General features: G+C 71.8%; 11 protein-coding genes. 4 read left to right on the top strand and 7 right to left on the bottom strand.

The window, feature by feature from the left end; translation table 11 throughout:
* Positions 1-39 precede the first annotated feature (39 nt).
* Entirely contained in the window at positions 40-951 is a 912-nt protein-coding gene (locus tag ACWIGU_RS18115) for an SDR family NAD(P)-dependent oxidoreductase (protein ID WP_100596028.1), read from the bottom strand.
* An 84-nt stretch (positions 952-1,035) separates the two neighbouring features.
* Here ACWIGU_RS18115 and ACWIGU_RS18110 point away from each other — a divergent pair, with 84 nt between their 5' ends.
* Positions 1,036-1,962, top strand: a complete 927-nt coding sequence (locus tag ACWIGU_RS18110) for a cyclase family protein (RefSeq protein ID WP_454401974.1) — start codon at positions 1,036-1,038, stop codon at positions 1,960-1,962.
* Between the two features lie 365 nt (positions 1,963-2,327).
* Here the strand turns inward: ACWIGU_RS18110 and ACWIGU_RS18105 are convergent, their stop codons facing one another.
* The 4 genes from ACWIGU_RS18105 to ACWIGU_RS18090 all read right to left on the bottom strand — a co-directional run bounded on the left by ACWIGU_RS18105 (position 2,328) and on the right by ACWIGU_RS18090 (position 6,488).
* Positions 2,328-2,789, bottom strand: coding sequence for an ATP-binding protein (locus tag ACWIGU_RS18105; protein WP_375989455.1), 462 nt, complete (start codon positions 2,787-2,789; stop codon positions 2,328-2,330).
* A gap of 428 nt (positions 2,790-3,217) precedes the next feature.
* Positions 3,218-4,081 (bottom strand): acyl-CoA dehydrogenase family protein, encoded by an 864-nt coding sequence (locus tag ACWIGU_RS18100; protein ID WP_454402394.1) that lies wholly within the window; start codon positions 4,079-4,081, stop codon positions 3,218-3,220.
* Between the two features lie 2 nt (positions 4,082-4,083).
* Positions 4,084-5,280: an acyl-CoA dehydrogenase gene (locus ACWIGU_RS18095; protein ID WP_454401971.1), complete on the bottom strand. Its 1,197-nt coding sequence runs from the start codon at positions 5,278-5,280 to the stop codon at positions 4,084-4,086.
* 11 nt (positions 5,281-5,291) lie between these two features.
* Complete coding sequence (locus ACWIGU_RS18090; RefSeq protein ID WP_454401969.1) at positions 5,292-6,488, bottom strand: amidohydrolase family protein; 1,197 nt, start codon at positions 6,486-6,488, stop codon at positions 5,292-5,294.
* Between the two features lie 165 nt (positions 6,489-6,653).
* On the opposite strand from ACWIGU_RS18090, the gene ACWIGU_RS18085 reads away from it, so the two are divergent.
* Positions 6,654-8,234, top strand: coding sequence for a class I adenylate-forming enzyme family protein (locus ACWIGU_RS18085; protein WP_454401967.1), 1,581 nt, complete (start codon positions 6,654-6,656; stop codon positions 8,232-8,234).
* Here the strand turns inward: ACWIGU_RS18085 and ACWIGU_RS18080 are convergent.
* On the bottom strand, positions 8,218-8,745 hold the full coding sequence (locus ACWIGU_RS18080) for an EF-hand domain-containing protein (RefSeq protein ID WP_382998784.1): 528 nt from the start codon (positions 8,743-8,745) through the stop codon (positions 8,218-8,220). The two genes, ACWIGU_RS18085 and ACWIGU_RS18080, sit on opposite strands and share 17 nt — an antisense overlap.
* 189 nt (positions 8,746-8,934) lie before the next feature.
* A complete protein-coding gene (locus tag ACWIGU_RS18075; protein WP_454401965.1) occupies positions 8,935-9,309 on the bottom strand; it encodes an STAS domain-containing protein in 375 nt (124 codons plus the stop codon).
* Positions 9,310-9,588: 279 nt separating this feature from the next.
* Here ACWIGU_RS18075 and ACWIGU_RS18070 point away from each other — a divergent pair, with 279 nt between their 5' ends.
* Together ACWIGU_RS18070 and ACWIGU_RS18065 are read left to right on the top strand one after the other, a co-directional pair.
* Complete coding sequence (locus ACWIGU_RS18070; RefSeq protein ID WP_454401963.1) at positions 9,589-10,173, top strand: sigma-70 family RNA polymerase sigma factor; 585 nt, start codon at positions 9,589-9,591, stop codon at positions 10,171-10,173.
* Complete coding sequence (locus ACWIGU_RS18065; protein ID WP_454401961.1) at positions 10,170-11,495, top strand: MDMPI N domain containing protein; 1,326 nt, start codon at positions 10,170-10,172, stop codon at positions 11,493-11,495. The genes ACWIGU_RS18070 and ACWIGU_RS18065 overlap by 4 nt, the downstream gene beginning before the upstream one ends.
* The last annotated feature ends 32 nt before the right edge of the window (positions 11,496-11,527 follow it).

Here is an 11,527-nt window from a genome sequence, read left to right as displayed (position 1 = left end):
CACGCGCCTCCGCCCCCGGCCTCGACTTCGACCTCGACGTCACTGATTGGGCCGCGCTTTCGCGGCGGCCGCCTCGGCCATCGCCTCCAGCTGCGCGAGCATCGGCATCGGATCGACGCCCACGGTGCCCGGCAGGAAGTCCGCGATCTTGTCCGGCGTCCAGCCGCCCTCCGCGTAGCCCGAGCGCAGCTCCCTCGGCTGGGCCCAGACCGCGATCTTGGGCCCGGCGATCGTGTACACCTGCCCGGTGATCTTCTCGGCGCGGGCGCGCTCGCTGAGCAGATAGACGACGAGCGCGGCGACGTCCTCCGGCTCCCCGATCTCCTTGAGCTCCATGGGCACGTTCGCCGACATGCGGGTACGGGCGACGGGCGCGACCGCGTTCGCCGTCACGCCGTACTTGTGCAGCCCGAGCGCGGCGCTGCGCACGAGCGAGATGATCCCGCCCTTGGCGGCGCTGTAGTTGGCCTGCGCCACGGACCCCTGGTGGTTGCCGCTGGTGAAGCCGATGAGCGTGCCCGACCCCTGCTTGCGCATGACGGCGGACGCCGCCCGGAACACGGTGAACGTGCCCTTCAGATGCGTGGCGACCACCGGGTCCCACTCCTGCTCGGACATGTTGAACAGCATGCGCTCGCGCAGGATCCCGGCGACGCACACGACGCCGTCGATCCGCCCGTACCGGGCGAGCGCCACGTCGACGATCCGCTGACCGCCCGCCATGGTCGAGATGTCGTCGGCGACGGCGACGGCCTCGCCGCCGGCCGCCTCGATCTCCTTGACGACGGACTCGGCGATCTCGCTCGCCGGTTCGCCGCCCTCGATGGACACCCCGTAGTCGTTGACGACGACCCGTGCGCCCTCGGCGGCGCAGGCGAGCGCGACGGCCCTGCCGATGCCGCGCCCGGCCCCGGTGACGGCCACCACCTTGCCTGCCAAGAAGTTCCCCACGTCCGGCCCCTTCCCGCGGTTTCTGACGGACCGTTAGATTCTATGACTCGTCAGTTACTGGAAGACAAGCCCCGGGGAGCACTCATGTCGTTGCCTGCCGAGTTCCACGAAATGGCCAAGCGCGTCAACAACTGGGGCCGTTGGGGCGCCGACGACGAGATCGGCACGCTCAATCTGGTCACCGACGAGGTCGTGCGCGAGGCCGCGTCGACCGTCCGCACGGGCCGCCGGGTACCGCTCGCGCTGCCCCTCAAGGAGGACGGGGTGCAGACCGGACTGATCCCGGGCCGCGTCAACCCGCTCCACACCATGGTCCAGATCAACCACGAGCTGTTCGGCCCCGGCACCGTCGCCACCAGCGACGACGCGGTGACCATGGGGCTCCAGGCGGCAACGCACTGGGACGCCCTCACGCACATCTCGCACTCGGGCCGGATCTACAACGGCCGCCCCGCCGACACGATCACGGCGCACGGCGGCGCGCGGTTCAGCGGCATCGACAAGGCCCCGCACATCGTCTCGCGCGGCGTCCTGCTCGACGTCGCGGCGGCGAAGGGCGTGGACCGGCTGCCCGGCGACCACGCCGTGACACCCGAAGACCTGGACGAGGCCGCCGAGTTCGGCCATGTCACGGTCCGCTCCGGCGACATCGTCCTCGTCCGCACCGGCCAGATCCAGACGTATCTCGCGGGCGACAAGCACGCGTACGGCTATCCGTCCCCCGGCCTGTCCGTGCGCACGCCCGAGTGGTTCCACGCGCGCGATGTGGCCGCCGTCGCGAACGACACCCTCACCTTCGAGATCTTCCCGCCGGAGCACGAGAACCTCTGGCTGCCGGTGCACGCCCTCGACCTGGTCGAAATGGGCATGATCCAGGGCCAGAACTGGAATCTCGAGAGCTTGTCCACAGCCTGTGCACAAGATGCGCGCTACGCGTTCCTGCTGTCGGCGATGCCCGAGCCCTTCGTGGGCGGCACGGGCACACCCGTGGCCCCGGTCGCGATCCTTTAGGGATCAGGAAGGCATCAAGAGGCTTGTCCCGTACGGGAGTTCGGGGGTGGACGGCGATGCGCTCGCACCGCCGTCCGCCCCCCGGCGCCGGGGCCCTGCTCCCCCGGCCCCTGGGAGAGCCGCCCGCCGCGGCACGACCCGTACTCACCGAGGGCTCCCGTCACCGGAACCCTTGGCGTCCCCTCGCCACGAATCGCTGTCCACAAGCGTGATCAAACGGACACCTGACGTCAACACCCGTAAGGAGATTTGCCAGTTATGTGACTTTTGTGACGGCGCACGCCCGGCGCGAACCGACGCACACCGAGGATCGGTGAGGCACGCCGGCGCACCGGGAGGCGGAACTGACGCACCGGGAAGCGGAACTACACGGCCTCGTACGCCATCCCCTGATACGTCCCCGCCCCCGCGCCCTGCGCGCCGCAGCGGTCGATCTCGCACCAGATGGCCTTGCCCGTGCCCTCGGGCCGCCAGCCCCAGCGGTCCGCCAGGCCGTCGACGAGTTCCAGTCCGCGGCCGTTGGTCTCTTCTCCGTCGGCGTGCCGCGGCGCGGGGGGCCGGTCGCTGGCGTCGGCCACCTCCACGCGGACCGTGCCGGCGCTGGCCTCCGCCGGGACGCCCGGCAGCAGCATGCGCAGGACGGCCGGACAGCCGGTGTGCACCACGGCGTTGGTGACGAGCTCGGAGACGATCAGGATGAGTGTCTCCGCCAGTGGCTCATCGGCCTCTATCCCGGACCCTGCAAGACGCGAGCGCGCCCACCTGCGGGCTCGCCCCACCTCCGCGGGATCCGCCCCGACCTCCAGCTGAACTTGAAGCACCTGCACCGCTCACACCATCCGAACCGGCGGACACATCGCCTCGGGACTGTGACAAGTCAGGGAGCTCACGGACCGTGATCCCCTTGGAAGACAGCATGGTTGACGTACAGTCACCCCAACAAGCGCTTCGGGCATATTCCAGCGCGAAGGAGTACGCGTGCGCCATACTGTGCGACGCGTCCTGCGGGGAGTCGAACGGGCGGGCGCGCGGCCCTCCCGTGCGCTGCGAACGGCGCGCATCGCCGGATCCGGAGCCGCCTCAGGGGCAACACCGGGATGGCTCGGACTCGGAACCACTCGCATCCCACACAAGGTACCCGAGCGGGACCCCGACTCCGTGCCGTGACAAGTCCCGCGCAGGACACAACCCGATATCGACGTTCCGTGACCGTCCGTACATGGGTTCGCCCCGCGCTGAGGGCGAGCCCCGGACGTCACAGCGCCGCCGCCAGCTCCTCCTCCGTCTCGCGCGCCGTACGGCCGGTCCCGGCGCGCACCCAGGCCCGCTTGAGATGCAGATGCACGTCCGCCTCCCAGGTGAAGCCCATGCCGCCGTGCACCTGGACGCAGTCGCGCGCGTTGCGCACGGCCGCCTCGTCGGCGAGCAGTTCGGCGGCGGCGATCTCGACCGGGTCGGCCGTGACAGCCGCCGCGTACACGGCCGCTCGGGCCAGCTCGGCCCGTACGAACATCTGGGCGCACAGGTGCTTCACGGCCTGGAACGCGCCGATGGGCTGCCCGAACTGCTCGCGCTCGCGGGCGTGTTGGACCGCCAGCTCGCAGGTGCGCGCGGCGGAGCCGAGCTGTTCGGCCGCGGTGAGCAGTACGGCCTCGGGGCTGCGGGGTACGTGCGGGCCCGGCAGCTTGTGCAGGGGCGTGAGCGGGTCGACGGAGGCCAGGGGTACGGCGCCGGCCGCGTCTCCCTGGACGACGTCCGACGCGTCCCGCCACGGCAGGAGTTCCCCGGCGGGCGCCGTCACGACGGCCTCGCCGGTCGCGGCGCCCGGCACGGTGCCCGCGGCGAGATGCGTGGCGACGAGCGGGCCCGGCAGCAGGACCCGGCCCGCCTCCTCGAAGACGAGGACGGCCTCGGGCAGCCCCAGGCCCACGCCGCCGTCCGCCTCCGGGAGGCACAGGGCGAAGAAGCCCGCGTCACCCAGGGCCCGCCACAGCGCCCGGTCCAGGTGCCCGGGCGTGTCCACGGCGGCGCGCAGGGCGTCGCGGTCGAAGCGCCCGGCGAGCAGGTCCCGTACGCCGTCGCGCAGGGCGCGCTGGTCGTCGGTGAGCTGGAAGCGCATGCTCATCGCCCTCCCTTCCGGAGATCCCTCTGAAGGCCCTTCGGCCGGTCCTTCGGCAGGCCGAGGATGCGTTCGGCGACGATGTTGTGCTGGATCTGGGAGGTGCCGGCGGCGATCGTGTACGAGAGGGACGACAGGCGGTCGAGGGTCCACTCCTGGTCCGTGTCGAGCGCGCCCGCGATGCCGAGCACCTCGGCCGCGGCGTCGAACAGCTCCTGGCGGGCGTGCGAGTAGCGCAGCTTGAAGACCGAGCCGCCGGTGCCGGGGACGCCGCCCTCCAGCTCCGCCTCGCTGACGTTCCACTGGGTGAGCCGCCACAGGGCACGGAACTCGGCGTTGAGGCGGCCGAGCCTGCGGCGCAGCACGGCGTCGTCCCAGCGGCCGTTCTTACGGGCCTGCGCGGCCAGTTCGCCCAGGACACGGCGGCAGGCGACGACCTCGCCCACGAACGCGGTGCCGCGTTCGAAGGACAGCGTCACCATCGTCACGCGCCAGCCGTCGTTCTCCTCGCCGACCCGGTTGGCGATGGGGACGCGTACGTCGTCGAGGAACATCTCGGCGAACTCGGCGGACCCGGCGAGCGTGCGCAGCGGCCGTACGGTGATCCCGGGCGCGTCCATCGGCATCGCGAGCCAGGAGATGCCGCGGTGCTTGGGGGCGGACGGGTCGGTGCGCACGAGGAGTTCGCACCAGTCGGCGACCTCCGCGTGCGAGGTCCAGATCTTGGACCCGCTGACCACGTAGTGGTCGCCGTCCCGTGTCGCGCGTGTGCGCAGCGCCGCGAGATCGGACCCGGCGTCGGGTTCGCTGAACCCCTGGCACCACACCTCGTCGCCGCGCAGGACGGGCGGCAGCCAGCGCGCCCGCTGCTCCGGCGTCCCCTCGGCCGCGACGGTCGGCCCTGCGTGCAGCAGCCCGACGAAGTTGGCCCCCACGTAGGGCGCGCCCGCCTTCTCGGTCTCCTCCAGGAATATGAGGTGCTGCGTGGGCGTGGCACCGCGGCCGCCCGCGTCGGCGGGCCAGTGCAGGCCCGCGTACCCGGCGTCGTACAGCCTGCGCTGCCAGCCGAGGTCGTAGGCGCGCCTGCCCGGCCAGTCGTTCGGCGACGGCTTCGGGGGCAGCCCCGGCAGCACGGACGCGAGCCACTCCCGCAGCCGCGCCCTGAACTCCTCTTCCTCGTCCGTGTACGTCAGATCCACGGCGCGGCCCGCTACCTGGCGCGGTCGAAGTCGAGGTCGAGCATGCGGATCGCGTTGCCCCGCATGAGCTTGTAGACCGTCTCGGAGTCGAGGCCCTTCACATGGTCGAGGGCGACGTCCTTGGTGTGCGGGAAGGTCGAGTCGACGTGCGGGTAGTCCGTCTCGAAGGTCGCGTTGTCCCGGCCGACGACGTCGAGGGACGCCACGCCGTGCTTGTCGCGGAAGAAGCAGCAGAACATCTGGCGGTAGTAGTACGACGACGGCGGCTCGGGGATGAGGTCGCGCACCCCGCCCCAGGCCCGGTGCTCCTCCCAGACGTCGTCCGCGCGCTCCAGGGCGTACGGGATCCAGCCCATCTGGCCCTCGGAGTAGGCGAGTTTGAGCGTCGGGTACTTCACCAGGACCCCGGAGAAGAGGAAGTCCATCATCGACGCCATCGCGTTGTTGAAGCTGAGCGAGGCCTGCACGGCGGGCGGGGCGTCCGGGGACGCGGCGGGCATCTGCGAGCTGGAGCCGATGTGCATGTTGACGACCGTCCCGGTCTCCTGGCACACGGCGAAGAACGGGTCCCAGTAGCCGGAGTGGATCGACGGGAGCCCCAGGTGGGTGGGGATCTCGGAGAACGTCACGGCCTTGACGCCGCGCGCGGCGTTGCGCCGGATCTCGGCGACGGCGAGGCCGATGTCCCACAGGGGGATGATGCAGAGCGGGATGAGGCGGCCCCCGCTGTCGCCGCACCACTCCTCGACCATCCAGTCGTTGTAGGCGCGCACGCAGGCGAGCGCCACTTCCTTGTCCTTGGCCTCCGCGAACGTCTGGCCGCAAAAGCGCGGGAAGGTGGGGAAGCAGAGGCTGGCCTCGACATGGTTGAGGTCCATGTCCGCGAGGCGGGCCTTCGGGTCCCAGCAGCCGCGCCGCATCTCCGCGCGTGTGATGCCTTCGAGGGTCATGTCGTCTCGGTCGAAGCCGACGGCGGCGATGTTGCGCTTGTACGGGAACTTCAGGTCCTCGTAGATCCACCAGTCCGTCGGGGGCCCGTCCGGGTCCATGGTGATCTGGTACTTGCCCGCCACGTAGGCGAGCTCGCCGATCCCGGCCGTGAGCGGCTGCGGCCCCCGGTCCCGGTACTTCGCCGGCAGCCAGGTCGAGAAGAGGTGCGCGGGCTCGATCACATGGTCGTCGACGCTGATGATCCGGGGCAGTTCCATCGGGTCCATCGTGTCCCCTCACCTGACAGTTTCTGATGGCGTTTCTGATGGGTCGTCAGATAGCAGGCTAGCCCCGCACCCCTGGACCGACAAGGCGCAGCGCTCTACGCTCTGCGCACGATCTGACTAACCGTCAGGTACGGTCTGCCGTTTCGAGGGGGAGCAGTGAACGACACCGCACACGCCCTGGGTGCCGCCGGGACGCTCTGGGAGCTGATCGAGCGCCGCGCCGCCCTCACCCCCGGCGCCCCCGTACTGATCCAGTCCGCCCCCGACGCGAAGGACGACCGGCGCCTGACCTTCGGCGAGCTGCGCGAGCGCGGCGAGCGGGTCGCCGCCGGCCTGTACGGCATGGGCGTACGCCCCGGCACGGTCGTCGCCTGGCAGCTCCCGACCCGCATCGAGACCGCGCTGCTCTCCTTCGCGCTCGCCCGCATCGGCGCCGTCCAGTCCCCCGTCATCCCCTTCTACCGGGACCGCGAGGTCGGCTTCGCGCTGCGCGAGTCGAAGGCCGAGTTCTTCGCGACCCCGGGCGTGTGGCGAGGCTTCGACCACACGGAGATGGCCCGGCGCCTCGGCGCCCGCGGGATCTTCGAGGCGTACGACACGCTGCCCGACGGCGACCCGTCCGTACTGCCGCCCCCGCCCACCGACGGCACGGCCGTGCGCTGGATCTACTGGACCTCCGGCACGACCTCCGACCCCAAGGGCGTCCTGCACACGGACCGCTCACTGATCGCCGGCGGCTCCTGCCTCGCGCACGCCCTGCACCTGTCGGCGTCCGACGTCGGCTCGATGGCGTTCCCCTTCGCGCACATAGCCGGCCCCGACTACACGGTCATGCTGCTCCTGTACGGGTTCCCCGCGGTGATGTTCGAGCAGTTCGCGCTGCCGGACGCGCTCGACGGCTACCGGCGGCACGGAGTGACCGTCGCGGGCGGCTCCACGGCCTTCTACTCCATGTTCCTGACCGAACAGCGCAAGTCCCCCGAGGACCGGCTCATCCCGACGCTGCGGCTCCTCGCGGGCGGCGGCGCGCCCAAGCCGCCCGAGATCTACCACGCGGTCGTACGGGAGATGGGCTGTCAGCTCACCCACGGGTACGGCATGACCGAGGTCCCCATGATCACGATGGGCGCCCCCGACGACACCGCCGAGAACCTCGCGACGACGGAGGGAAAGCCCCCCGAGGGCATGGAGATCCGGGTCACGGACGCGGACGGCAAGCAGCTCCCGTACGGCGTGGACGGCGAGGTCAGGCTGCGCGGGGAGGCCGTCTGCCAGGGCTATCTGGACCCCGTGCAGTCGGCCGCCGCGTTCGACGGCGACGGGTTCCTCGTCACCGGCGACCTCGGGCACGTGAGGGACACGGGGCATCTGGTGCTCACCGGGCGGGCCAAGGACATCATCATCCGCAAGGGCGAGAACATCTCCGCGAAGGAGATCGAGGACCTGCTGCACGCGCACCCCGCGGTGGGCGACGCGGCGGTCGTGGGGCTCCCGGACCCCGAGCGCGGCGAGCGGGTGTGCGCGGTCGTCGTCCAGCGCGAGGGCACCGAGCCGCTGACCTTGGAGGCGATGGCGTCCCATCTGCGGTCGGAAGGGCTGTCCACGCACAAGCTGCCCGAGCAGCTGGAACTGGTGGACGCCCTTCCCCGCAACGACACCCTGCGCAAGGTGCTCAAGTACAAGCTGCGCGAGCGCTATGCGGGCACAAGCCCGGTGAACGCTATTCCGAAACGGTGAAGTAGTGGGCGAAGGCGGTGACGATCTCCTCCTCGGAGATCCGCCCGTCGCCGTCCGCGTCCAGCGCGGCGGCGACCGGGCCCACCAGGGACGGGGCGACGCCGAGGACGCGCAGGACGCGCTCCGCGGCGGCCGGGGTGAGGCCCGAGCCGCTCTGGTCCGCGACGGCGATGGCGGCCCGCAGGAAGGGGCGGGCGATCTCCGCGAACCGCTCCGGGTTGTCCCGCAGCCGCTTCACCGCGCCCGTCACGAACTCCTCGCGGTTGACGCGCTGGTCGCCGTCCACATCCGCTATGCCGGCCATGCCCTGCCAGAAGGCCTCGGCGCCCGCGTAGAGCGCCTGGCCCTTGTCGCAGCGCGCCGTCGTGGTGAACTCGGCCAGCAGGCCCTTGGCCGCGGTCACGAAGTCCTCGCGGTCGATGTAGCCGTTGCCGTCCTGGTCGAAGCCGGCGAAGCGGGCAGCGATCCTGCGCTCGTACTCGGCGTGATCGGTGCTCTCGGCGTGGTCCATGTCCCCTCGGCCGCCTCTCGCATCGGTGGTGGTCCGGGTCCTGCCCGTCCCCTCGCCAGGGAGCGTACGTCGTGGAGCGGCGCCGGGGGCCCTCACAGCGACGCTTGTGCCAAGACCGGAAGAATTCCGCAACAACTTCCGCGCCCGGCCGCCCGGACGCACGGGTCTGCGCCGGTCGGATCCGCGCGGTCAGGCCGAGAGGGGCGACGCCTCGTCGTTCACGGCGCTCAGCACGTCCGGGTACACCTCGAAGAGGCGGCGCACGCCGAGCGCCGACAGGACGCGGTTGACGTGCGAGCCGTCCTCGGCCCCCTTGGCGGGCAGGATCAGCCGGAGCTCTCCGCGGCAGGAACGCATCAGCCGGCGGGCCGCGATCAGTACGCCGACCCCGCTCGAATCGCAGAAGAGGACCTGCGAGAGATCGAGGACGAGGCTGTGCCGGCCATCCGCGACCGCGTCGTGCACCTGCTGGCGCAGCGCGGGAGAGGTGGCGAGATCCATCTCGCCCGACACCCGTACGACGGCCCAGCCACCCTGCTGTCCCCCGGTCACTCTGAGCGTCACGCCCCACTCCTCCCGTTGATCCGGAACCCCTGCTTACGCTTGTCTTCTCTCGCGGCTGCCCGGCCGCGGAGTGCTGAAACACCACCGCAGACGTATCACATATGGCCCGATTAAGACCCAAGTGTTCGGATTTTGCACAGCTTTCGGCGCCAAAGGTCCGCGCAACGTGACCACCTCCTTACCATCCGCATCCGGCCAGGTCGACCTTTGCCGCAAAGGCAGGTGCGTTGTCGGCGCGTCCGACTACATTCGAGGGAACGCACACGGTGAGGGGGCCGCATGGCCAGGGAGACTCCGACCCGGTGGGACCGGAGGATGCAGCAGCGGCTCGCGCACGGGGAGGCCGCGGCGCTCGGTGAGCTGTACGACCGTTTCGCGTCGCTCGTGCACGGGCTCGCGCACCGCGTGCTCGGTGACGAGGACGCGGCCGACCGCATCACGCGCGACGTCTTCACCCACGTCTGGGAGAACCCCGACGCGTACGACCCCAAGCAGGGGCCCCTGCGCTCCTGGATCGCCACCCTCACCCACCGCCGCGCGGTCCACCGCCTGCGCCAGACCGAGTCCGCCGCCCTCGTCCGCAGCGGCGAGGGCACCACGGAGGACCTGGAGCGCAGGGTGCGGCACGCCTCCGCCGCCGCCCGCGCCGACTACATCGTCACCTCGATGCCCGCCCCGCTGCGCGCCGCGCTGGAGCTGGCCTACTTCCAGCGCAGGGACTACCGCCAGACCGCGGCCGACCTCGGTGTCACCGAGGACGAGGCGCGCCGCCGCCTGCGCCTCGGCCTCCAGCTCCTGTCCACGGCCCACGACAGCGGCACGTCCGGCACCCCGCCGGGTACCGGACACGGGAGGGCGCTGTGAGCGGGCCCGACCCCTTCGGCAACGCCGACCAGCCCGACAGCCCCGACCACCGCGACGGCTCCGGGCAACCCGGAGGCTTCGAGGGCGCCGGGCGTCCCGACGCCGCCGCGAGCGCCCGCATACCGACGCCGCGCTCCTCCGTGGAGGACACCCGGCGCCCGCTGCCGGACCACGTCTCCGAGCCGCTCGTCCTGGAGCACCGCGTCCTCAAGTCCCTGCTCGGCGCGTGGGCGCTCGCCGCGTGCTCGGCCGCGGAGAGCGTCGCCGTGGACGAGCACCTCGGCGGCTGCGGCCCGTGTGCCGAGGAGGCTCTGCGGCTGCGGGACGCCGTGGGCCTGCTGCACTCCGAGGAGAGCCTCGACCTCGACCCGATGCTGCGCTCCCGCGTCCTGGAGGGCTGCCTCACCCGCCGCCCGCCCCGCATCCCGGTCCCCGAGTGGGCCGCCCCGTACGACGCGGAGACCGCCCGCCTCGACGCCCTGCTCCGGGACATCGGCGACTCCGAGTGGCATGCGCCCGTACGGCTTCGCTGGTACGAGGGGGACGACCGGGTCAGCCGCAAGACGACCGTCGCCGGCGTCCTCACGCACCTGATGAGCGTGGACGGCCTGGTCGCCGTCGCACTCGGCCTCGACGACCCGCTGTTCGGCGTCGCACCCGAGGAGCGCCGCACGCCGGAGAGCCGCACGGAGACGTTCTGGAAGGCTTCGCACTTCCCGCCGACCCGTGCCGTCCGCGGCCCCTGGCGCGAGCAGTCGCACGCCGTGATCCGCACGGTGTCGTTCGCGGCCGACCCGGGCGGCTCCGCGGGCCGCACCCGCGCATCCGGTCAACTGGCCGTCCCGTACGGGGACTTCACCCTGCCGCTGCGCGACTCGATGCTGGACCGCGCCTTCGAGTGCTGGGTGCACGCCGAGGACATCGCCGAGGCGGTGGACTACCCGTACGAGCCGCCGTCGGCCCGCCATCTGAACCGCATGATCGATCTGGCGGCCCGGCTGCTTCCCGGCTCCCTCGCCGGGCGCCGCCGCGCGGGCCTCGCCGCACCGGCCCGCAGCCTGGTCGCCGCGGGCGCGCCCGGCCGCACGCTGCGCCTCGAGGTCGAGGGGGCGGGCGGCGGCGAGTGGCTCATCGCCCTGGACTCGCCCGGCGCGGTCGGCTCGGCGGAGCGCGAGGTCGCCCATGTCGCCCTGGACGGCGCCGAGTTCTGCCGCCTGGCGGCCGGTCACGTCACTCCGGAGGAGGCGGCCGCCGGACAGGACGGCGACCGCGAGGCCATCCACGACGTCCTGTACGCGACGGCGGCGCTCAGCAGGATCTGACGCGCTCCAGGGGACACGCGGGACACGCCCTG

The sequence above is a fragment of the Streptomyces sp. NPDC055400 genome, assembly GCF_053644375.1.
The sequence above is the reverse complement of the archived record's forward strand: the minus strand, read 5'-3'. Positions and strand labels throughout refer to the sequence as shown.

What these genes read in the sequence shown, in the direction of transcription:
- ACWIGU_RS18110 (WP_454401974.1), top strand. Translation starts at nt 1,036, where the DNA reads ATGTCGTTGCCTGCCGAGTTCCACGAAATGGCCAAGCGCGTCAACAAC.
- ACWIGU_RS18100 (WP_454402394.1), bottom strand. Translation starts at nt 4,081, where the DNA reads ATGCGCTTCCAGCTCACCGACGACCAGCGCGCCCTGCGCGACGGCGTA.
- ACWIGU_RS18090 (WP_454401969.1), bottom strand. Translation starts at nt 6,488, where the DNA reads ATGGAACTGCCCCGGATCATCAGCGTCGACGACCATGTGATCGAGCCC.
- ACWIGU_RS18080 (WP_382998784.1), bottom strand. Translation starts at nt 8,745, where the DNA reads ATGGACCACGCCGAGAGCACCGATCACGCCGAGTACGAGCGCAGGATC.
- ACWIGU_RS18070 (WP_454401963.1), top strand. Translation starts at nt 9,589, where the DNA reads ATGGCCAGGGAGACTCCGACCCGGTGGGACCGGAGGATGCAGCAGCGG.